The organism is Rhizobium sp. R693, assembly GCF_002211315.1.
In the GTDB taxonomy this organism is placed as follows: Bacteria; Pseudomonadota; Alphaproteobacteria; order Rhizobiales; family Rhizobiaceae; genus Rhizobium.
Genome location: NZ_LOKY01000047.1, coordinates 1 through 21,646 on the forward strand (window position 1 = coordinate 1; position 21,646 = coordinate 21,646).

The 21,646-nt window shown below is 58.9% G+C and carries 23 protein-coding genes; 11 read left to right on the top strand and 12 right to left on the bottom strand.

From position 1 onward, the window contains the following. Nucleotides 1–87: 87 nt before the first annotated feature. The gene (istA, locus tag ATY79_RS26265; RefSeq protein WP_245312458.1) at nucleotides 88–1,239 is read right to left on the bottom strand and encodes an IS21 family transposase; all 1,152 of its coding nucleotides are present in this window, start codon (nucleotides 1,237–1,239) and stop codon (nucleotides 88–90) included. A gap of 414 nt (nucleotides 1,240–1,653) precedes the next feature. Between istA and ATY79_RS31755 the strand changes: the two genes are divergently transcribed. The 6 genes from ATY79_RS31755 (at nucleotide 1,654) to ATY79_RS26290 (ending at nucleotide 4,519) form a co-directional block, all read left to right on the top strand. Further along, nucleotides 1,654–2,571: a hypothetical protein gene (locus tag ATY79_RS31755; protein WP_245312459.1), complete on the top strand. Its 918-nt coding sequence runs from the start codon at nucleotides 1,654–1,656 to the stop codon at nucleotides 2,569–2,571. A 364-nt stretch (nucleotides 2,572–2,935) separates the two neighbouring features. After that, nucleotides 2,936–3,202: a type II toxin-antitoxin system ParD family antitoxin gene (locus ATY79_RS26275; protein WP_088692623.1), complete on the top strand. Its 267-nt coding sequence runs from the start codon at nucleotides 2,936–2,938 to the stop codon at nucleotides 3,200–3,202. A 3-nt stretch (nucleotides 3,203–3,205) separates the two neighbouring features. Beyond that, the gene (locus ATY79_RS26280; protein WP_088692622.1) at nucleotides 3,206–3,526 is read left to right on the top strand and encodes a type II toxin-antitoxin system RelE/ParE family toxin; all 321 of its coding nucleotides are present in this window, start codon (nucleotides 3,206–3,208) and stop codon (nucleotides 3,524–3,526) included. Next, on the top strand, nucleotides 3,523–3,675 hold the full coding sequence (locus ATY79_RS31050) for a hypothetical protein (protein ID WP_189637135.1): 153 nt from the start codon (nucleotides 3,523–3,525) through the stop codon (nucleotides 3,673–3,675). Before ATY79_RS26280 ends, ATY79_RS31050 begins: the two co-directional genes overlap by 4 nt. A gap of 65 nt (nucleotides 3,676–3,740) precedes the next feature. Then, nucleotides 3,741–3,923 carry a hypothetical protein gene (locus tag ATY79_RS31055; RefSeq protein WP_189637134.1) on the top strand — a complete coding sequence of 61 codons (183 nt, stop codon included), beginning with the start codon at nucleotides 3,741–3,743 and terminating at the stop codon, nucleotides 3,921–3,923. Nucleotides 3,924–4,336: 413 nt separating this feature from the next. Further along, on the top strand, nucleotides 4,337–4,519 hold the full coding sequence (locus tag ATY79_RS26290) for a hypothetical protein (protein ID WP_245312460.1): 183 nt from the start codon (nucleotides 4,337–4,339) through the stop codon (nucleotides 4,517–4,519). Nucleotides 4,520–4,591: 72 nt separating this feature from the next. Here ATY79_RS26290 and ATY79_RS31760 read toward each other — a convergent pair whose 3' ends face one another. The 9 genes from ATY79_RS31760 to ATY79_RS26335 all read right to left on the bottom strand — a co-directional run bounded on the left by ATY79_RS31760 (nucleotide 4,592) and on the right by ATY79_RS26335 (nucleotide 14,563). Continuing rightward, nucleotides 4,592–5,050, bottom strand: coding sequence for a hypothetical protein (locus ATY79_RS31760; RefSeq protein WP_245306822.1), 459 nt, complete (start codon nucleotides 5,048–5,050; stop codon nucleotides 4,592–4,594). Between the two features lie 441 nt (nucleotides 5,051–5,491). Next, nucleotides 5,492–5,971, bottom strand: a complete 480-nt coding sequence (locus ATY79_RS26300) for a hypothetical protein (RefSeq protein ID WP_088692620.1) — start codon at nucleotides 5,969–5,971, stop codon at nucleotides 5,492–5,494. Nucleotides 5,972–6,189: 218 nt separating this feature from the next. Beyond that, on the bottom strand, nucleotides 6,190–8,139 hold the full coding sequence (locus tag ATY79_RS26305) for an adenylate/guanylate cyclase domain-containing protein (RefSeq protein WP_088705428.1): 1,950 nt from the start codon (nucleotides 8,137–8,139) through the stop codon (nucleotides 6,190–6,192). Between the two features lie 2 nt (nucleotides 8,140–8,141). Continuing rightward, nucleotides 8,142–8,813 carry a VIT1/CCC1 transporter family protein gene (locus ATY79_RS26310; RefSeq protein WP_088692215.1) on the bottom strand — a complete coding sequence of 224 codons (672 nt, stop codon included), beginning with the start codon at nucleotides 8,811–8,813 and terminating at the stop codon, nucleotides 8,142–8,144. A gap of 391 nt (nucleotides 8,814–9,204) precedes the next feature. Continuing rightward, nucleotides 9,205–10,362 carry an AI-2E family transporter gene (locus ATY79_RS26315; protein WP_088692214.1) on the bottom strand — a complete coding sequence of 386 codons (1,158 nt, stop codon included), beginning with the start codon at nucleotides 10,360–10,362 and terminating at the stop codon, nucleotides 9,205–9,207. Nucleotides 10,363–10,416: 54 nt separating this feature from the next. After that, nucleotides 10,417–11,253 (bottom strand): polyphosphate kinase 2, encoded by an 837-nt coding sequence (gene ppk2 / locus ATY79_RS26320; RefSeq protein WP_088705429.1) that lies wholly within the window; start codon nucleotides 11,251–11,253, stop codon nucleotides 10,417–10,419. A gap of 34 nt (nucleotides 11,254–11,287) precedes the next feature. Then, a complete protein-coding gene (locus ATY79_RS26325; protein ID WP_088705430.1) occupies nucleotides 11,288–12,976 on the bottom strand; it encodes a SulP family inorganic anion transporter in 1,689 nt (562 codons plus the stop codon). An 88-nt stretch (nucleotides 12,977–13,064) separates the two neighbouring features. Then, nucleotides 13,065–14,222, bottom strand: coding sequence for an HlyD family secretion protein (locus ATY79_RS26330; RefSeq protein ID WP_088705431.1), 1,158 nt, complete (start codon nucleotides 14,220–14,222; stop codon nucleotides 13,065–13,067). Next, the gene (locus ATY79_RS26335; protein WP_088692239.1) at nucleotides 14,222–14,563 is read right to left on the bottom strand and encodes a DUF3302 domain-containing protein; all 342 of its coding nucleotides are present in this window, start codon (nucleotides 14,561–14,563) and stop codon (nucleotides 14,222–14,224) included. The genes ATY79_RS26330 and ATY79_RS26335 overlap by 1 nt, the downstream gene beginning before the upstream one ends. Before the next feature lie 437 nt (nucleotides 14,564–15,000). Here ATY79_RS26335 and ATY79_RS26340 point away from each other — a divergent pair, with 437 nt between their 5' ends. From ATY79_RS26340 to ATY79_RS26350, 3 genes are read left to right on the top strand one after another with little or no spacing between them, the layout of a single operon-like run. Continuing rightward, a complete protein-coding gene (locus ATY79_RS26340; RefSeq protein WP_088692238.1) occupies nucleotides 15,001–15,315 on the top strand; it encodes a hypothetical protein in 315 nt (104 codons plus the stop codon). A 41-nt stretch (nucleotides 15,316–15,356) separates the two neighbouring features. After that, nucleotides 15,357–16,811: a DUF3300 domain-containing protein gene (locus ATY79_RS26345; protein ID WP_088692237.1), complete on the top strand. Its 1,455-nt coding sequence runs from the start codon at nucleotides 15,357–15,359 to the stop codon at nucleotides 16,809–16,811. 34 nt (nucleotides 16,812–16,845) lie between these two features. Continuing rightward, nucleotides 16,846–17,781: a DUF2950 domain-containing protein gene (locus ATY79_RS26350; protein WP_088692210.1), complete on the top strand. Its 936-nt coding sequence runs from the start codon at nucleotides 16,846–16,848 to the stop codon at nucleotides 17,779–17,781. A gap of 154 nt (nucleotides 17,782–17,935) precedes the next feature. Here the strand turns inward: ATY79_RS26350 and ATY79_RS26355 are convergent, their stop codons facing one another. Further along, nucleotides 17,936–18,397, bottom strand: a complete 462-nt coding sequence (locus tag ATY79_RS26355; protein WP_189637117.1) for a hypothetical protein — start codon at nucleotides 18,395–18,397, stop codon at nucleotides 17,936–17,938. A gap of 102 nt (nucleotides 18,398–18,499) precedes the next feature. Next, nucleotides 18,500–20,308, bottom strand: a complete 1,809-nt coding sequence (locus ATY79_RS26360; RefSeq protein WP_088692208.1) for a hypothetical protein — start codon at nucleotides 20,306–20,308, stop codon at nucleotides 18,500–18,502. Nucleotides 20,309–20,723: 415 nt separating this feature from the next. Here ATY79_RS26360 and ATY79_RS26365 point away from each other — a divergent pair, with 415 nt between their 5' ends. Continuing rightward, complete coding sequence (locus ATY79_RS26365) at nucleotides 20,724–20,921, top strand: hypothetical protein (RefSeq protein ID WP_088692207.1); 198 nt, start codon at nucleotides 20,724–20,726, stop codon at nucleotides 20,919–20,921. Nucleotides 20,922–20,982: 61 nt separating this feature from the next. Further along, complete coding sequence (locus tag ATY79_RS26370; RefSeq protein ID WP_088692236.1) at nucleotides 20,983–21,627, top strand: alpha/beta family hydrolase; 645 nt, start codon at nucleotides 20,983–20,985, stop codon at nucleotides 21,625–21,627. Nucleotides 21,628–21,646 lie beyond the last annotated feature (19 nt).

Consider the following 21,646-nt stretch of genomic DNA (forward strand, 5'->3'; position numbering starts at 1 on the left):
GCAGGACACCCCGACAAACAGCCCAATCAGGGGGCGGCATCATCTCGGAACAAGGGGGCGGTTAATTCTCGGAATTGGGGGGCGGCATCATTTCGGAATGCGGGGGCGGCTTGCCTCGGAATCTGCACGCTTGCCGCGGTGGAAGATCTCGATGGTGCGTGCTGTCGCCCTCAGATCGACCTGCTGGCGAATGAGACTGTGCGGCACGGAATAGAGGAAGGTTTTGAACTCGACGTGGTAATCTGTCGACACGCGGGCCAAACGCCATTCGGCGAATTCGTAGTCTTCACTTGGAAGGCTTGCGAGCGCGGCACGTTCGACACTCTCAAACAGTTGCCGGCGACTAACGCCCAGCCGACGCATGACGTGGTCGTTGATGCGATCGAGTGCCTGGCTGATGGCAGCGTTGGCCTCAGCCAGCGAGAAGAACGTCTGATTGCGCAGCCGCCCCAAAATGCAAGACTGGGCGAAACGGACTCCATTCTCCACTTTCGATTTGTCCTTTGGGCGTCGCGGCCGTGCAGGAAGCACACCGACGCCATAGTGGGAGGCCATCATGCCGTAACTGCGGTTGATCTCGGGATCGTAAAAGCTGGCGCGACTGACGCCCGACTTCAGATTGTCAGGGACGATCAGTCGGGGAACGCCACCCAGGAAACGAAACATCCGCACATGCGAGCCAATCCAGTCGGGGAGTGTTTGCGTCCAGGTCGCTTCAGCATAGGTGAAGCTGGAGGCTCCGAGCACCGCCACGAAGATCTCCGCCTCGCGGATCTCGCCGGTCTTGCGATCAACGATCGGGATCTTCTTGCAGGAATAGTCCACGAAGACTTTGTCACCGGCCGCATGCTCCTGACGCATCGTCGGCGAAAGGCGCTGCTCGAACCCGCGAAAGAGCTCACAAAAGCGGGAATAGCCGTAACCCTCGGGATGCGACCCACGATACTCCTCCCAGAGGATGAGCAGGGTGACACCTGGTTTTTTGAGCTCGACGGCAAGATCGGCCCAGTTCGGCTCGACGCGTCTTCTCGTGCCCTGTTTGATGCCGTTGCGACTGAAGAGCTTGTGCTCAAGCGCATCGTCGGTCAGCTCGCCCGGCAACGGCCAGTTCAATCCAACTGCTGCTGCACGTTGCAGATTATCCTGCACCGTACTTCGTGCAATTCCCAAGACGACCGCAATCTCGCGGGAGCTCGTCCCACTTCCGGCAAGCCGCAGCATTTGTCGTAACTGTCTCATGGTCAGCCTTCTCTTTGCCGGCATCAAAATCCCCTCGTTCATCGCGAGCTATTTGATGCCAAAGTTGCTGACCCAGGGGGTAATCTTCAGTGCCGAAACTGGCCGGTCTTTGATTGGAACGGTGGCCGGCTTCAAATCGGAATGGTGGCCGGTCTTTGATCGGAATGCCGGCCGGCTTCACATCGGAATCCGCATCGAAACCAGAAAATGAACAGGGGGCGTGTATGACGAGCCACGAAATCCTCGGAGGAAAGGTCAACGTCTACCGGCGCGGGGGGCCCACGTGGCATTGCTCGGCATCGGTAAAGGGCCGCCAGTATCGTGCCAGCACCAAGGAAACGCGACTTGAGCAGGCGAAGGCTTTTGCGGAAGACTGGTATCTCGGCTTGAGGGGGCAAGCTGGCAGCAGGACTATTGAAGACGGAGACGACCTTCGCCGAAGCTGCAAAGAAGTTTGAGCAGGAATATGGCGTCATTACCGAAGGTGAGCGCAGTCAGAAATGGGTCGAGGGTCATAGCATTCGCTTGCGTCTCCACCTGATCCCCTTCTTTGGCAAAATGGGCCTTTCGGAAATCAACGCGGGGACGGTTCAGGATTATCGTGTTCACCGGATTGGGTCGGCCACGGCTGGCAAGGCGTCAGCACGCAGTACCCTTCATGATGAAGTCGGTACGTTGCGTCAGGTCCTGAAAACGGCCATCCGCCACAAGTGGCTCAACCATCTTCCCGATCTGTCGCCACCGTATAAGACCCAAGGAAAGATCACGCACCGGCCATGGTTCAGCCCGGTCGAATACAAGCAGCTCTATGAGGCCACGCGTCAGAATGCCAAGGAGCCGAAGAACCCGCACTTCCGTTGGGAAGCGGAGCAGTTGCATGACTTTATCCTGTTCATGGGAAACACGGGCTTGCGCCCGGACGAGGCCAAGCAGCTCCAGCACCGGGACGTGACCATCATCGAAGATCCCGACAGCCGTGAGCGCATCCTTGAAATCGAGGTGCGCGGCAAGCGCGGGATCGGCTGGTGCAAATCCATGCCGGGTGCGGTGAAGCCCTATGAGCGCTTGCGCGATCGCCTGAAGCCGGTTCGCGGGAAGGACAAAGAGGGCGCGAGATTGTCGTCAAGGCTTCCCAGCCGACCGACCTCCTGTTCCCCGGCAATTATCTCAAGATGTTCAATAACCTTCTTGAAGCGCAGAACCTTAAGCTGGACCGGGATGGCAAGCCCAGAACAGCCTATAGCCTACGTCATACTTATATTTGCCTTCGGCTTATGGAAGGTGCTGATGTTTATGCGATTGCCAAGAATTGTCGCGCCAGCGTCGAAATGATTGAAAAATTCTACGCGGCTCACATCAAGACCTCGCTTGATACCGCGTTCATCAATTCCCGAAAGCCCAAGCGTGGCAATCGCGGACGGAAGGTGCCAAGGACGGCGGGAGCGCCGTCCTACCGCGAAAGCCGAGGCCGCACGGTCCGGTAAAGACACCCGGACGGGTGTCGCCACAACTCGCTTGCCGATTTGTCAGCCCGCTTGGCGGGCCTTCATAAGAGAGCAGTCTCTTGCCCGGTCATGGTGAACGTTTCATCGTGGCCGGGCGCTATTTGAGAACGAAGATAAGGTATCAATAGTTGATAACAGTTGTTAATTCCGGTTCGGCGACCTATAATGGTATGGACAGGAGGGCACATGCCATGGCGAGTTTTGCGCTGAACGAACATTATGAGAAATTCATCAAGAAGCAGCTTGAATCGGGCCGCTACAACAATGCCAGCGAGGTTGTCCGCGCGGGCTTGCGGTTGCTGGAGGATCAGGAAGACGCCCGTGAGCGTTGGGTGGCTCAGGAGATTCCGGGTCGTTACGCGGATTTGAAGCGCGATCCTTCCAAGGGTGTTTCCCTGGATGATGCCTTCGCCCGCCTTGAGGCTGAGCATCAAGCCCTGCTGGCGAAAGCCAAGTAGGGGATGAAAACATACAAGATCATCCTGCATGAGCGGGCCGAAGGGGAATTGCGCCAGCTTTACCTTGACCTTGCCAGAGACGACAAAGCCGGGCCTGTCGTTGCGTGGAATTATGTTGGCGGTATTCGTCAATTCATTACCGAGCTTTCGACGTTCCCCAAGAGGGGAACGGTCAGGGATGGCCTTATTCCGGGTCTTCGGATTATCGGCTACCGGCGCAGTGCGAGCATCGCATTTGTGGTCGAAGACGCGCATGTTCTGGTTTTGGGTGTGTTCTACGGCGGGCAGGATATTACGGCTGAGGCTCTGGAGGAGAGGCTGTGAGCGATATGGAAAACCAGCAGGACGATCTTTACCCCCTGGAATACTGGGCTGCCCAGAAGGCTCAAGCTACGGCCTTGAAAGCTGAAGCGTCAGAGCATGGTTTGCGGTTGGAAACCTATCTCGTGCCATCCGTCGCCGAATGGGTCTGACCGAAGTTGAGCGGGGCCGGTTTCTTGATCCTTCCGAGGCCGTGTTTGCGGCCATGCAGGTATTTATGGAATTGGATGCGTATCCCGACCTGCGTGAGGAATTGTTTCGCCGCGAGATCACCGCAAGTCTTGAGGACAAGGGTCCGGGCATTCCCGCCGAAGAGGTTTTCGCGAAGTTGAAGGCGACGATCAACAAGGCGGCAGGGCACAAGCCCCCGACATGGGTGAAGGTGCCTTATCCTTCGTAGCGTCAGAGGCAACCAAGTTCCCGCAATCCGATCCCCGAACAGCGTACTCCGATGATCTGCGGCCTGATGAAAAGGGCTGCCAGGGAACCGTTCGGCTGTATTTCCCACGATCATCTTCCATGGCCCTTCGCAACCTGTCGGGCCGTTGTCGTCGGCGGTCTTCCCAAGCGTGATGGCGTTTCGTGTTGACTATGGATCGGGTCCTGTCGTTCCCCGTTACCGGCTGTGCCACGCGGCCGGAAGGGTCGGGGTATGCGCCCGGTTTCTGCCGCCGGCAATCGGCTGCCCGCTCCATTCGCTACGCTCCCGTGTTGCCGTTGCCTGCGTCCGCCTTCGGCTCAGAAACGCGGGCGCAAAGAATCCCCCGACCGGCCACGATAGGCGCAGCCGGATAACCAACGGGAGAACCGAACATGAAACCGACCCAAAAGAGCAAACCCGACTACGCCGTCTACGTCGTGGAAGGGGAAGGCGACAAAACGCACTGGCTGAAGGCGGGCGCCGGATGGACCCATAGTGACGGGGAAGGCATCGACGTATACGCTTACGGCCCTGCCGCTCAACGGGCGTCTGACCATCCGCAAGCCGAAAGCTGAACGGGACGACGCTTAAAGCGTCCCGTTCGGGACATTGAGGGCACTGCGTCTCTTTGATGCAGTGCTCTCTACCTAACGCCTTGCATGACTAGCGGATTCACCGGAGAGGAATGCTTGGACGAAGTGCTCGCTGCGTTCCCACAGTTCGCGCGCGGCCGTTCCGTCATCCTTGAACGCGACGGCCATTGGCTTACCGTTGGAGTACATTTCTCCCGGCTGCCAATCCATTCCGGGCTTCCCCTCGGCGAATGCAGTCAGTACGCGACCGCTCTTCTCCGGGCTGATGGTGATCAGATACTTCAAGGGGGTGTGATAGATGATCCGCATGAAGTGGGTGGTGTCCTTGGCAAAGCTGGAACGCACCACGCCGGGATGGAAGGCGACGGCTGAAATACCGTTTTGGCGGTAGCGGCGGTCGAGTTCCCGCGTAAACAGGACGTTTTCCAGCTTGCCGTACCCGTAGGCGGTGTGAGGCGCGTAACTTGATGATGGTACGGGTGAGGGGGAGGCGTTGCACTTCGGCAGGGTCAAGGAGCCAATACCCGCTTTCGGAGTGGCCCTTCTGGCGATTGCCGCTGTCCCATAACTCCCCGGAATGCCTGACCCCGGACGAGCTGGAAAGCGTCGTCATGTTGCCGAGCATGTTGGCAACATAGGTGGCGGTGTGATTGTTAGTGATGCCGAAAAACACCCGGGCCGAAGCGTTCGCCAGGAATGCTTCCGCACCTCGGCCATAGACCTCATGAATTTGGGGTAAGTTCTGCCAGATCAGGACGGGCGTGCAGTAGGCGCGAAGGAGATGATGGCGGCTGTGGTGCCGTCGTTCAGTTTACTCCATCCGATCAATTCGGCTCCGTACTCAATGCCCTCCAGATTTTCATTTTCGAGCGCACGTTCGACAATGCGTTCTACCTGAAACGAGAGTGGTCTTTGCCACCGGCTTGGTAAGAGGTGGCAGGATTTCCGGTTCAATTACGGTCGGTTTGGGTTGGGGGGCGACCACCGTTGACGTGATGACTTGTGTTTGTGAGTGAGTGTTTCGGGCGCGCTTTCTGCGCCGGAAGTGCGGATAGCCATGATGATATCTCCTGATAGGGTGAGGAGAGGCGGAGCGGTGCGCTCCGCCTCTAGGCTCAGTTGACACGGGCAAGCGCAAAGGGTTTGCGTCTTCCGACGGTGGATGACCCACAACAGCCAGTTTTCGCCGTTCAGGGGATTGCGGTAGACATAGCCGAGCGAGCCTTCGTTGCTAAGCTCGTAGCGCACGAAGATACCGTCCGCTTCAACGCGACGGATACCATTGGCGAACGTGTAGTAGCAGCGGGTGCGTCCGAAAATCTGGTGAACTTCCTCATCGGAAAACCGGGGGCGCCTGGACGCGCTGGTCATTACCGTTAAGGATTTCGAGCGTGATACGAGGACTTGAATACGTTGAAGGTAGGTATTTTTCATAGCTCGTTCTTCCTTCTGTTTGAATGCTCCGTCGTGGGGAGCAGTCCAAGAATTCTGAAAAAACGTTGGAATTTCAAACAAATAACGATCCTACCGGCGGTATGAAAGTATCCCCCCGCAACCAATCCCCTAAAACTAGAAAGATCTGGGCGAATCTCCCAAGCGGAACCCGTTCCCACCAGCTGCAGAGCAGCCCAACTCTCCTCCGAGGCTGGCGCTCAGCCGCGAAGCTCGTAGAGCTCTGTCTGCCCTGTTCGGCCTCTGACGCTGACCGTTCCGATCGGCATGAAACTGAAACTCTCCTCAACCGCATCGCGGATCGAACTGCTGACAAGGATCGAGGTTCCATAGTCCCGGTTCAGACCTTCCAGCCGCGAGGCGATGTTTACCGTGTCGCCGATGGCGGTGTATTGCCGACGGGTCTCAGCGCCGACACTGCCGACAACAGCCTGGCCGGTATGCAGGCCGAAGCGGGTGACAAGTTCGGGGCGATCGGCGGCGCGATTGGAAGCGTTCATCGCGTCGATCGCTGCTTTCATTGACAAGGCACAGCGGCAGGCGTTTTCGACATGCCGCTCGTCGCGAACGGGTGCGTTCCACATCGCGAAAACAGAGTCGCCGATATATTGGACGATAGTGCCGCCATGGCGTTCCACAATCAAATTGAGGGCTTCGAAATAGGTGGAAAGCAGGGCGACGACATCTTCGGGCGAATGTCGCTCGGAGATCGTCGTGAACTCGCGGATGTCGGTGAAGAGGACGGTGATCTCCTGCTGCGAGGCGGAACCGATGGCCGATTGACCGGCGATGACAATCCTGCGGACCAGTTCGCGCGGTACATAGAGCGAGAACGTTCGGATCGTATCGCGGGCGGAGCCGAGCGCTTTCCCGAGCGCGTTGACCTCGAATATCCAGGAGTGCGACACGCGGCTCTGTCGGAATTCCAGATTGCCCAATTGTCTTGCCTCGTCGGCCAATGCATAGAGCGACCGGCTGATCAATCGGGAGATAATGATCGCGGCTATTGCGCCGGCGGCCAGGAAGGCGGCCGCGGCAACAAGGTTACGCCTCAGCGTTCGCTCGACCGGCCCGACGAGGTCGTCGAGCGGTGCTGCGATGACCACAGTGTAGTCGTTCAGCATACCGGCTACTTCCGCATGGAAGCTCTGGGCTAGATATTCGCGGCCATCCACCGGAAAGCGCGCGACATCGCCATCCGGCAACTCGCGGCCTTGCGCCAGGTTCGTGACGGCCGGGATGGCTGGGTCCGCTTCCGCGATATCTGCGGCGGATAGCACTCTCCCGCGACGAATGTTATCGCGCAGCTTCGCCATGAATGCGGGATCGGAATGGACGATCAGGCGACCAGTGTTGTCGAAGACATAGCCATGCGCCTGTTTCGAGATCGTGCCGACATCGAGAACCTCCCCCAAGGTCAACAGCATCACGTCGGCGCCGACAACGACTTGGCCCTCCCCGCCCGCAGGCGTGACAAATGTCAAGGTGAGGTAGTTAGTTGCAGCCGAAATGTAGGGGCCGACCGACGTTGCCCGTCCCTCCGAGAGCGCGGCGCGGTACCAGGGGCGGGAGCGCGGGTCGAAGACATCGTCGCGGTCGGCACGGCGAGCGAGGGGACGAGCGTCCTTGTCGAAGAACGTCCATGTCGTCACCGGAATGCCGATGACCTTGGTGATTGTGCGAACGGCGAACGCGGCGCCGGCTGGCGCATCCAGGGCGTCGCGCCAGGTCGGATTTGCCGCAATGTTGGTCGCTTGCATGTACGTCCCGTCCGCATAACCGGCATAGACTCCGTCTATACGGAACGATGACTTCAATGCGTGCAGCAGAAGCTTCTGCTTCGCCGGTAAGTCCTGGGGAGGCGGCGTAAGCATTTGCGGAACGGCAGAGGTCGTCTCGATCGCGGCATATCCACTTGTAAAGACATTGCGGTAGTCCTCGATGGTACGCAACCCGAGCTGACGCATTTGCGCTTCGCCGGCGGAAAGGGCGGTCACCTTGCCTTGGCTATATGCCATCCAAACCAGCGGTAGTGCCGTGCAGGCAAGCAACCCGACAATGATGACGCTGAGATGCAACCGCAGGGGAAATGCCCAATCCGCTGCCTTTGTGGTTCTCGTCGCGGGCGATGGCTTGATGGGATGCTCCATACTCAGCCCCCGAGAGCGATTGCAATGCCGACCAGCACGAGGCCAAGGCAGGTCATCGTTATACCTGCATTGAGCGGTTTCGCGTCAGAAAAGCGCGCCCAGGCACAGCCTGTCAGGAAGAGCAGGGCAATCAGCAGAAAATTGCTCGTTCTCAGGGCAAGGTCAGCATTGCCGATCATGAAGAAAGGAATGACCGCGGGTAGCGATGTCGCCGATACCAGGAGAAAAACAATGAAGGCGGCGAGAAAGTCGTCTCTCGATAGGCGAAGCTTGGCAGGGCTTCCGCGCCGCGCGAGTCCCAGCATGGCTTGGTAGAGCACCTCTTCATCTGCGGCTGTGGAAACAAGTGGTTCGTCGTCGATGGGAAATTCCTTCCGAAGCGCGGATATCGCCTCTCGCTCGCTCTTGGCCGCCTTGATCTGCCTGAAGAGGCGCACGCGCCGGCTCTTGTAGAAAACCGCTCCCAGGACGAACAGCACTGCATCGATGATGCCCCACGCGACATTGCATCCGATCGTCGCGACGATCAGCTCTCGAACGTCAAGGCCTTCTTCGGTGAAGATGAGCCGCGAGCCGACCGTGAATGTCAGCGCCATGATCAGTCCGAACAGGACTTCGCCGAGAGCGTCGCCCGGATCAATGACATCCGCGATATGGGTCCTGCTCGTTTCCATCAAATGCCTGCTCCATCGCAGCGGTTGAATTCCTCAAACGGAACGATCCAACATTTCAGCGAGTACGCACTGCAAATTCTAAAATACGATTGGAGGCCGGAGGCAATCGATGAGTCGAGAGCGCGGGCGTAAGAGGCTGATGCTGAAGGCTCCCGAGATTCGTCACTTCCCTGCTTTCTCAGCAAGCGACACATTTGGCGAGCTTTTCGAATCCTATGATCTAGCCGTCTGTGCGCTTGAACGCTTCCGCGCGGTAAGTCCTCGAGCATGAGCGGCTTTGCCGCGACATCCAGGAGTGTTGTACTGTGGCACGCAGGGCGGGAAGCAGATGCGTTCCTGACATTGCGCAACGGCGCCTGAGACGAAATGCGTGACGAAATCCTCTCCAGAATCAGCCCGGCGCGGCGCCCTCGATGCTTTTGTCCCTGTCGTCGAGCGGTAGGGTCGCTGCCGTTTGTTCGGCAGGTGCGGAGGGCCACGCCCAGGCTCGCAGCAGTTCGTAGAACACGCTGAGGACAATGGGCCCCAGAAACAGTCCGAGCAAGCCATGCGAAAGGGTTCCGCCGATGACGCCGATGAGGATCACCGGCATCGGGGTCGATAGCCCTCGGGACATCAAGATCGGCTTCAAGACATTGTCCACGACCGTGATCGGGATCGCTACGACCGTAAAGGCGAATGCCAACGATGTCGGCCAGGAGAACCATGCCCAGACGACGGCCGGCACCAGAACGAGGCCCGGGCCGAGCTGCATCAGGCAAAGCATGAACACGAGAAAGGTCAAGGCGCCGCGTGCCGGAATGTCGAAAAAGGCGAAACACAGGCCGCAGAGCAGCGTCTGAAGGAGGGCCACGCCGATGACGCCGCGCGAGACGTTGCGAACCGTTGACCCGGCCAGCCGCGCAAAACCGACACCCCTCTCTCCGCCGATGCGGCTTGCCAATACCTGGATAGTTGCCGCGAGGCGAGGAGACATGGTGAGGAAGATGCCGGAGAGAATGATGGAAGCAACGAAGCTCAACACCCCGCCTCCGATCGAAGCCAGCTTGGCGAGAACGACGCCCATGATTTCGCGAAGAGGTGCCTGGAATTTCATGATCGTAGCAGCGAGATTGCTTGCGACCTGGTTCCAGCCGGCATAGAGGCGCTCGCCAACCACCGGCCAGCCACGTATCGCTTCCGGCGCGGCGGGCAGCGTGAAATTGTCGGTCTTCAACTGACTGACGAGGGCCTGGACTGCATCGGCAAAATTGACTGCGACAAGCGCCAATGGTGCAATGATGAGCACAAGGCATGCGATGACAATAACGGTTGCCGAAAGCGCTGGCCGATCTCCCAGCAGCCTGGACAAGGCGTCGAACATTGGGAAGAGGGCCACGGCAAGGATTGCGGACCAGATGATGATCAGCGCGAATGGCGCAACCAGTTGCAGGCTCCAATAGGCGAACAGCCCAATGATGCCGATCCGCACCAGGTCACTGACCCGTGCTTCTACGGAGATCTGCGCGGGACCAGCTTGCGCCGCTGTCCCGCTCGTTGGTTGCTCCATCGCCGTATGCCTATGCCGCGGGTTTCCATAAGGGGTGCCAGAACGGATGGTGCTTCATCGTGTCGTTTCCGGCACGACGTTTCTGAAGCCCTGATCCTCAACGTAATTCGATGGCCGCTTCTGCCGTTTTCCGAGATCCGGTGCCTCGAATTTCACGCGCTCGTAGGGGATCGACTGCAGGATGTGCGAGATGCAGTTTATCCGGGCGCGCTCCTTGTCGTCGGACGGTACGATCCACCACGGCGCGTGGTTGCTGTCCGTCATCCGCAGCATCTCGTCATAGGCCCGCGTATAGTCCCACCAGCGCTGATAGGACTCGACGTCCATTGGGCTGAGTTTCCACTGCCTGACCGGATCGTCGATGCGGCGCTTGAAGCGGCGTTCCTGTTCTTCCTCGCTGACGGTCAGGAAATACTTCAACAGAATGACGCCGCTTTCGACAATGGCCGCCTCGAAGCGGGGCGCCAGTTCAAGGAAACGCTGCGCCTTCTTCTCGCTGGCAAAACCCATGACGCGGTCGACCCCCGCCCGGTTGTACCAACTGCGGTCGAAGATCACGACCTCGCCGGCTGCCGGCAAGTGCGCAATATAGCGCTGCATGTAGATCTGGGATTTCTCGCGATCGGTGGGAGCGGGCAAAGCGACGACGCGGAACACGCGGGGACTGACTTTCTCCGTTATCCTCTTGATCATGCCGCCTTTGCCGGCGGCATCACGGCCTTCGAAGATGATAACAATCCGTGCGCCCGATTTCTTTACCCATGCCTGCAGATGCGCCAGTTCGATTTGCAGGCGCTTGATCTCCTTGTTGTAGTCCCAGGACTTGGCCTTCTTTTGCTTGCCCTTGCGTTCCGTTTGAGCCTCTTGTTTCGGATCGTATGCTTCGTCCATCGTTCCCTCCATTGTTTTATGTTGCTGTGCGCTTTCACTGTTCTGCGGAATTACCTATCAGCGCGCGCAACGCCTCTTCCCGACCATTGAAAAGATTGTGGATGCCGATCTTCTTGATGACCCCGGCACGCTCAAGAATGCCGCGGCTTTCCTGGCTAAGATCGGCGATGGCAAAGACGATATCCCGTTTCGCCAAGGCGTCGGCCACGGCATCGAGTGCGACGGCGCCGGTGCTGTCCACGTGCGTGATGGCGCTGGCGTCGAGTACGAAGCACTTGGTTCCGGGGGCGAGCTCCCGGGCGACCGCTGTGAGCCGCATGCGGACATAGTCGGCGTTGTAGAACAGGATATTGCCCTGGATCGCGAAGACGGCAGCCCCTTCGACAGGGCGAGCTTCCGGGAAACGGGCGAGGTCGAAGAAACCGTGCCGACCTTCAATGTGGCCAAGGAGGCCGTCACGCGGAAACATCGTCTTGTGCAGGAGGTAGACGAACGTAGCGGCAACGGCAACGACCACGCCGTTGAGGACGCCGAAGCTGATTGCGCCCCACATGGCGATAAGCGCAAAGACGAACTCCATGCGGCTGATGCGCCAGATCTTCTTGAGTTCCTGAACGTCGATAAGACTGATGGCCGCGGTTGCAAGGATGGCAGCGAGTGCGGGGATCGGCAGGATCCGCAGGGCGCTGTGGAGGAATACAAGAGCTGCAACCAGAGTGGCGGCGGAGACCAGTCCCGCCAGCTGGGAGACGCCGCCCGTCGACAGATTTATGGCGGTTCTCGAGTCCGACATGCTGATGGGAAATGAACCGAACAGGCCGGGTGCAATGTTGGCTGCGCCGAGGCCGATCAGTTCCTGGTTCGCATCGACATCTTCACCGGTGCGCGATCCAAAGCTTCGCGCGGTTACGATGCCGGCGCCGAAGCTCACCAGGAAGATCACAGCCGAACCAAGCACGAGCTGATCAAGCGGCATCTGATGGACTGCCGGCAGGGAAAAGCTCGGGAAGCCGCTTGGGATATCGCCCACGACGGCCATGCCGTGTCCGCGGAAGTCGAAGAGCGCCGAGAGAACGACGGAAATAACAACCACGAGAACTGGACCCGGGATCTTGAGGTCGAAAGCCTTCACAATCCAAAGCAGCGCGAACATTGAGAGGCCGAATAGAAGTGACGGCCAGTGGATCAAGGCGGCCTTGCGGAGAATCTCGACGACAGGCGCAAGGAGACCGTCGGATTCGATCTTTACACCCGTGAAGCGGCTGATCTGCCCGACGAGGATAGACAGCGACACCCCGGCAAAGAAGCCGACCAGGATTGGACGTGACAGGAAACTCGCGAGGACGCCAAGCCGCAGCAGTTTTGCCAAGATGCAGAACACGCCGACGCCAAGAGCGAGCGCCGATGCGATGGCAACGCGGTCGGTGTTGGCCGCAGCCGGATCGGCTGCAATGATGGCGGCCATCGCGGCCGCAAGCACCGTCATCGTGGCGGCATCCGGGCCGACGATCAGGAGGCGGGACGGGCCGAAGATTGCATAGGCGATCGGAGCGACGATGCTGGCATAGATGCCGGTTTCCGGCGGCAGGCCAGCAATCGCCGGATAGGCGATGGCGCTCGGCAAACCCACAGCGGCGATCGATAACCCGGCAGGGATATCGCTACGAAGCCAGTCCTTTTTGAAACCGGCCAGGCCCCGCAACACTGGTAGGCTGCCTATCACCTCGGGCTCCCTTTGCTCTCTCGTGGTTGATCTCCAAGCTTGTCCGGCCGCCGAACCCAAGCAGCGGCCGGAAAATTGCTGATGCGTTTCAGTGTTCGAGGAAGACGTAGTTCATCCAACTGCTCATACGCAGCAGGACCTTCCGCAGGAGAGCGACGTGGTGAAAGTAGTGTGTGTAGACTGCTACCTCAGCGACCACACCGCCGGGCAGTTGGTATTCGTCGGTGTTCTCCAGAATTTCGATCCGTGCCAGCGTCTGCCCCGGCGATCTTCGTTCGGGCGACTGCGGATCGATCAGGGCGCCGCCCGGCTGTAATTGGCCTTGCGCCATGACGTCGATGACTTCCTCGACGCGCGCCTTGAAGATCTTGCCGGGCACGGCTTTGAACGCGACTTCGGCCTCGTCGCCGACCCGCACGCGCTGGAGCGAGTTCTGAATGAAGGCGGCAGCCAGCATCCGGTCCTCGCTGTTGATGAAGACCATCACCGGTCGCAAAGGCAGGGGATTCGCCATCATGCCGGGACGTAGGAAAACCTGCGTCACGTATCCGTCGCTCGGCGCGCGCACCGTTGTCTGGTCGAGCTCGTACTGCGCGTTTGCCAACTCGGCCTCCAGCCGCGCGACCGTGGGATTCGTACCGTTGATCTCGGACTCATAGGCGAGCTTTGCTTGTGCTGCCTGAGCAAGGGCCGTGTCGACGGCGGCCTCAGCAGTCAGGTAGATCCCGCGCCGGTTCTCGACTTCGAGTTCCGAGTAGACGGCGCCTCTGCCGCTAGATTTTGCATTTTCATTCGATGCTTGGAACTTCTCGAAGGCTTGCAGCGAGCGATCCCTTGACGCTTCCGCACCGGTTACGGCCGAATTGGCGGCGTCGAGAGCAGCCTTCAGCTGGAGGACGGTCTGCTTGGCTTCCGCAAGAGACGCCGTTTTCTGATCGACCGTATACTGATAGGGGCGGGGATCGATCCTGAAGAGAACATCGCCCTTTTTCAGCGGGGCGTTCGGCGTGACCGGCACCTCTATGACCTGACCTCCCACGACGGGGATGACTGGAGCCGAGGTAAAGTAAATACGCCCATCGCTGGAGTAGGGATGGTTGTAGCTCATGAGCAGCACCAGCCCAGCGATGATGAATATGCCGCCAAGAACAGCCGTCGCAAGCGACCACTGGTTCACCGGAATCCTGAACAGCTTGAAGATCGCGAAGCAAAATGCCGCATAGGTCAGCATCAGGAGTAATTCCATCAGACTTTCTCCTTCTCTACCGTGGGCGCCTCGAGTTCCGCGAGCCGTGCGTGGAGGCGGGCGATTTCGGCATTGGCTTCGGCCTCGGCCGACAGCTTGCCGTCTGCCCGGATGCCCCAGCCGCGATCCTCGCGATAAATGGTGGCCCAGATGAACAGGAAGGGCCAGATGACGTGCAGCGTAAACAGGCTCACCCATCCGGCAACATGGATGGCGTCCTGGTGCGGATGGTTTCTGGCCTTGGCGATCAGGTGCGGGATGTCGTGGATTGCGATCACCGCGTAGAACAGCGTGACCACGACGAACACCAACACGCCGAGTGCAAAATAATCGAGAAACACGGTCACTCCTTTTCGGCCGTTCACCGAACCGTCCGGTCGTATTCAAGATGGAAATAGTAGACCGGCCCGGTCGCGAACGCCCGTAGCATCACGTAATATCTATCGAGCGTCGTGTGGCTCGGCAGGCAGTCCGGATTTCAGTGATCAGGCGCGGCGGTTCGTGGCAGCGTGTTTCGTTGGCCTCGGGTGTCAAATTGCAGGGGAATTCATCTTCATCGGGATTGAAGAGTGTTCCGACCGACTTGCCGGCGGTTGCGGAGGTTCTGCGGATATTGCGACTTTGGCACTCAGAATGTCGAGACGCGGGCTATCACTGACGTAGGTCCGGTCCATCACGAGCCGTCACGCGTAAGTTCGCGTATTTTACGTCTCCATCCTAAGTAGCTGTAATACAATACTTCAATCTGCTTGACGCGAGTATGACAGCGGGGGGCGGCATGACGTCGGGAGAAAGCAATTCGACACACTTGTCTGCCTTAGGGATCGCCGAGGCGCAGTTTCCTGCGCAGGCCGCGAGGGTACGGCATCTTTTCGAGATGAACGAAACGTTCCGCACGATGTGTGAAGACCTCGCTTCCGCCGCCGAAGCTTTGGCGCATGTGGAGCGTCTGCCGGAGAGTGTTAGAGAGAGCCGACGGCAGGAGTATGCGAGCCTTGTCGATGCGCTCATCGCTGAAATCGGCGATGCTCTTTCCCAATCGAAAGTCGTCATGCTCAGGCGGTCGGGCGAAGCAAAACCCAGGCCGCAGTGAGATTCATCCGAACCATTTTTTTGTAAGGAGGTCGGCGCATGATGAAAGCAGGATCCCTCAGATTGCTGGCGGGGCTTTCTGCCCTGGCAATCTTTTCCATGCATCCGGGACCACCGGCATATTCACAGACCACGACCCCCACACCAAAGCCTGCGTCGGCAGAGACGGCGGCGCCCACCGAGCCTGAACCGGATCTCCTCTCCGAGGACGAGATGGAAGTGCTTGTCGCCCGCATCGCGCTTTATCCGGATGAGCTCGTCGCCGCGATCTCTGCAGCATCGCTGTTTCCGCTGCAGATCATCGAGGCTCAGCGCTTCCTGGAGGCGAAGAAAAAAGATGCCAATCTCAAGCCGAAGGACGACTGGGATGGGAGCGTCATATCGCTTCTGAATTATCCTGACATCGTCAAGATGATGAGCGAGGATCTCGATTGGACTCAATCGCTTGGCGACGCGCTAACCAACCAGCAAAAAGATGTGCTGATCGCCATCCAGCAGCTTCGCGACGAAGCGGTGGCGAAGAATGTCATCAAGACCGACGACAAGATCACCGTGGTGACCGAGAACGAGAATGTCGTCATTCGACCGACCGATCCGGAGAAGGTCTATATCCCGCAGTACCCGCCTGAAATGCTGTACGAACCGGGCTATGCGGCCGAACCGATATCCTATTATCCCAATTATTACGACAACTACTATTACCCGGGCGCCGGATTCTTCGCGGCCGCAGTGACGGGCGTCGCCTGGGCGGCAATCGTCAATTGGGACGATTGGGGCGTCTGGGGCGGCAACTGGGGCGGCGACCTCGATGTCGACTGCAACAACTGCTTCAACGACCGGAATTTCAACGGCAAGGTCAACTGGAACGACATCGATTGGACAAAAGTGGATCGCAGCAAGCTGAATATCGACAGGGATCAGTTCGCCAACATCGATCGCTCGGCGATCAAATCCAGCCTGCAGTCCGATAATCGCAACCAGCTCAAGAACAAGGTCAGCGACCGACAGGCAAACCGCGGCCAGGGAAGCAGAAATGTCAGCGCCCGCGCCGACGATATCCGCAAGAATACGACGGAGGGCCTGAAGGGAAATCCGAGAGCGGGGAACATTGCCGCGAACCGGCCGGGGGCATCGCGCCCGGATGCCCGCCCAGGTAACGTCGCCAATCGCCCGGATGCCCGTCCGGGGAATGCAGCCAACCGACCGGGCAACGCAGCCAACCGTCCATCAAAGCCGGCAGCCAAGAATAGGCCAAGCGCCCCGAAGATGGCGGCACGACCCGACAATCGTTCGCGCCAACCCAACGCCCTTGGCAACGTGCAGTCCGGCCGGCGTGAGGCGGTGGCTTCCAAGCGAGGCGGACAGAGCATGGGAGGCGGGCAGCGCGGTGGCCCACGTCCCTCTGCCCAACGCTCGCGCCCGATGCCGCACGGCGGCGGCGGCCGCGGCGGTGGCGGTCGTGGGGGCGGCGGTCGCGGTGGCGGCGGCCGGCGATAGGGTGTCCCGCTATTCAGATTTCCGGAGATAAACTATGAGACCACAGTTGAAATTGATCCCGCTGTTGCTCGGAACGGCTCTCTCCCTGGCGTGGGCGGCCCCATCCATGTCGCAGACCCAGACGGATCTTCAGGAGTTCGAGGCTGGTACGCCACCGTCTTTCGATGATCCATCGGCGGCGCTTCAACGGCTCAAGACCGTGTTGAGTGCCAATGATATCGATGGCTTGGCTGGCCTTCTCGGCCTGGACGCGGCCAAGCTGCGATCCAGCAACGAGGCGATGATAAGCTACGGAACGATCCGTGAGGGTGCTGCACGGCAATTGCAGTTGCAGGATATCGGCGATCGCAAGGTGGTTCTGATTGGTGACGTCCTGTGGCCGCTGCCCTTTCCCCTCTCGAAGAGCAAGGACGGCAAATGGGCTTTCGACACTGAAGTCGGCCTGCAGGAGATCGTCAATCGGCGCGTCGGCCAGAACGAACTCTCGACGATCCAAACGATGCATGACTATGTGAATGCCCAATACGCCTACGCGCAAATCGACGAGGACGAGGACGGTCTCTTCGAATTCGCACAGAAGCTGATCAGCACCCCAGGCAAGCGCGACGGCCTCTATTGGGAGCCTGGTGCCTTCGATGAAGAGAGCCCGGCCGGACCGTTGGTCGAAACGGCCGCCTTCAGCAAGGCGAAGCGTGGCGAAGGCTACTATGGCTACCGCTATCGCATCCTGACGGCTCAGGGCCCGAACGTGATCGGCGGAAAACAGAGCTACATTGTCAATGGCAACATGACGGGTGGTTTCGCGCTGATCGCCTGGCCGGTCAAGTATCGCGTGACTGGGGTTCAGACCTTCATCGTCAACGGTGCCAATATCGTCTATCAGCGGGACCTGGGACCGCAGACGGAGGAGCGCGCAGCAGCGATCAAGGAGTTCAATCCTGACGACAACTGGACGATCGTGCGCGATTGAGATCGGGGAGTTTAAAGTGGGGGGCAGAAGGAGCCGCGCGGAAACGCGCGGCTTTTCTCGTGCCTGTTTCGCTCAATATGAGGCAACCGGGAAGTCCAGCGCCGACATTGCGATCCTCGCAATCGGTGCAACGGTAACTACACTCACTGGCTCGCTAGTCGACGGGCGGTTCCCAGGTCAGGAAAAAGCCGACGTCGCCGGGAATGCCACCGGGGAAATTGATGATCGCCGCCTTCAAGCCGTAACCCTGGGGCTTTGCGACCGTTTCAAAGAGCTCGTAGATTTCTTTTGCCTTGCCTTGCAGGCTATTTTGCCAGCCCGGCAGGTTGTTGTTGATGCCTCGGCCGCTGTCCGTGCAGAGGCTGGACGGGAAGCTGTAGATCATTGCTTCGTATTTTCCGTCCGCGGCCGCCTTCATCACCAAGCGCTTGATGACCGCGCGTTCGGTGTCGCCGATATGCTTCTGGAAAAAATCCTCGACGAATTCCGCATGTTTCGTCGCCTCACGGTCCTTTATCTTCTGGTCGCGTTCCATCTCCGCGAGCTGAAGTTCAAGCGCACGCTTGCGCAAATCTTCGGCACTGGTCATCGACTGAGGGGTCTCGCTTGCAGTCATCGCCATGTCCTCCAAGGTTTTCCAAAGGATAAGGTGAGTACGGACGTTAAGGCAGTAAAATACACGTCGGATGGGGTAGCATACGGTATGCTACGTCGCGACCTATTGGCTGCCGATCATGCCATCGGCAGGAGGGATTGCGATGCCGGAGGCGCGCAGGCCGTCGAGGAAGCGCTCCTGGTCTTGCGGACGATGAAGACGCAGCGCCACTTCCTTGCGAATGTTACCGAGAAGCACCGGATCATTCGTCTGGAGCCAGTCCCGCTCGCGCCGTGCTTCATCAAGTTTGCCTGATGCGCCGAGTACGGCTAGCAGAACAAGATGATGCATTGGGTTGTGTTTCAAATCGGCCATGCGGGCCCAAAGTTCAGCTGCCTGATTGTCTCCCCTGATATAGGCGCATAGGGCCAGGCCGACCTCGTAATATCCTCTCGGGCCGGGATTTCTGCTGATGGCACTGGACATCAGTTCACAGCCCGTATCCCATTTCCCGGACATTGCGAGCCGGAAGCCATACTCGCCTGCGACTTCGGTGTCGTTCGGGTTGATGGCATAGGCTGCAGACCCCGCGCGCAATGCGGTATCGACATCGTTGCTAAAGAAGCTTGCCAGCATCAGGGCCTGCAATGCGCGCGCGTTTTGTGGGTCAAGATCCACGGCTCGCTTGGCAGCATCGACCGCCTGCGCCAGCGGGTGCGGCGACTCGGCTTTGACTTTGTAGTGGAAGCGCACTTCATCGAGATAGGTCAGCGAGAGCAGAGCCCAATAGCTGGAATAGGTCGGAAGTCGCTTGGTTGCCCTCTCCAGGCAGTCTCTCACCGCAGCATGCTTTTGCGGATCGAGCTCGGCCCGATACGCATAATACGACAGCGCACATGAATAAGCTTCCCAGTCGCCGCTGTCAGGCTTGATGGCTTCGGCGGCGTTCGTCTGGAAAATGATGCCATATGGCTGCGCAACGGTGGTCGCAATGCTCTGTGCGACCTCGGTTTGCACTTCCAACGAGCTGCGGTCGCGAAGGTCTGCATCATAATTGTTTGCCCAGAGTACGGCGCCATCTGCCTGTCGGGTGAGCCGCACGATCAGCCGCATTTTGTCGCCTTCGATACGAACGCTCCCTTGCAGTGCGAACCGAGGCTCTCGTGCCTCCGCTCCCGGCTCCGCGCCGGGGGCAATCACAAGAATCTCCCTGAACTTCGTAAGTTGACCGATGATTTCATCAGTCAGGCCTTGGGCGATATCCGCCGTGGCAGCCTTGCCTGGAACATTCTGGAATGGCTCGACGATGACCCTGGGTTGCGCGCCGTCGTTTGAAACAGAAGCTGCGGGCAACAGCGATGAGGTGACAAAGGGAAGGAGCGGCGGATGAACGAAGCTGACAATCCCTATAATCAGCGCAGATGCGGGTACGACAAGCCACATCCAAGCCCGCTGGCGGGCGGGGGCTAGCTCGACAGGCGTCGGCGTCCGCGTCGGTGCAGCGGGCTGCAATTCTGATTGCTCGCCACGATCAGATGCCGCTTGAACAGCGGGTCCGCAGCCGCCTTCGGCGTAATCGAAGGATGGTACATACCCGCCCTTTGGTATCGTCACAACGATGCTGTCGGCGTGGCCGGCGACCAGGTAGTAGCGTTCGAGCGCCCTACGGATCCGGCCGGCTTCGATCCTGACGACGGGATCGTTTTGAGCGTCGAAGGATGTGTCCCGTGCGAATACCTCTTGTGCAATTGTGTATGCCTTCAGGTAGTCTGCACGGCCCGAAAGGGTCTCTTCGACAATGAACTCAAGAAATCGGCGGCCCCGATCGGGGGCATGAAACTCGCCACTGGAGAGGATGCGCTCGATCTGATCATGTACTTCATTGATCGTGGGATTGGCTGCCCCATCCCTGCTTGCTCGGGAACTTTGCATTGCAGGCGCCCTCAGACTGTTCGGTTGCTCAGTCCTTTATGTGTATCTGATTATATATTAAATCTTCTAAATCAGATGGTTGCAATACAAATTGTTGGTCTACTCTAAGAGGTTGGCTTTTTGATTTGCGGCGCAAAGGTTTTCATGAGTAAACCTGCCGGGAGGAGCCACGGTCACCGAGGAAGCGCAGTTTAGGCCGCGGTTGATCGTGGGGAGGGGCGTCTTCTTTTGGTGTACAGGTCTAGTTGCTTAAGGGTAACGACCGGCCGTCACCGGGGCTTCTGTGCGGAGTTTCAGTCGATATCCGATGTATTGGTGCTGTATCCCGTGCGGTTGGCAGGCGGGAAATGTTGTCGGGCATGGTCGGAACATTTAGCGCGGTCGCAGGTTGCTTCTGTAAATTAGGAGCGAAGCGATGCTGATTCTTGAAGAAATTCTACTCGTTTCTGCCGATCGGGTGGCGTGCTGTCGCGGTCAGCTTGAGTTGGACCTCGACCAAATGATCCAGGAGCTCGAGCGGTCTGGCTTCTCCCGCAAAGAGATCCTGGTCGCCATGAGCGAAATGATCAGCGAAGAATTCTCGGCGCTTCCCGACATGCCGAAATTCCATTGACCGATTATCATCTCGCTCGTTCGATATGGTGAGGCCTCGCTCATTGCGCTATGACATCGCAATGAGCGAGACGTTTCTGATCACCGGCCCGGACAATCCCTCAGCCACCATTCTGCTTGCTCACGGTGCCGGCGCGCCGATGGATTCGAAGTCAATGACTGCTGCCGCGGGAGCGCTTGCGGCAAGTGGGTTTCGCGTTGCACGTTTTGAGTTCGCCTACATGGCCGCGCGTCGCACGTCCGATGCGCGAAAGCCACCGCCGAAAGCCGAGACTCTGATTCCCGAATATAGGGAGGCTGTAAAGGCGCTCGCGAACTCCGGGCCGCTGATTATCGGCGGCAAATCGATGGGTGGACGAGTGGCGAGCATGGTCGCCGACGACCTGTACGAGCAAGGCTCGATCTTTGGATTGTTGTGCCTCGGCTACCCCTTTCACCCACCCGGCAAGCCACAACAGCTGCGCACGGCGCACCTTAAAAATCTGCGCACGCCGGCGCTTATCTGCCAAGGGACGCGCGACGAATTCGGAACGCGCGAAGAGGTGTCGACTTACTCTCTTTCTTCTACAATATCAGTCCTTTGGCTTGAAGATGGCGATCACGACCTTGCTCCGCGCAAGAAAATCTCCGGCTTCTCGGTCGCCGATCACCTCGCCACGATGGCGGCGCGCGCGAAGGCTTGGGCAGACGAAAGCTGCCTTCGGTAGGCCCAAACGTGAACGTCAA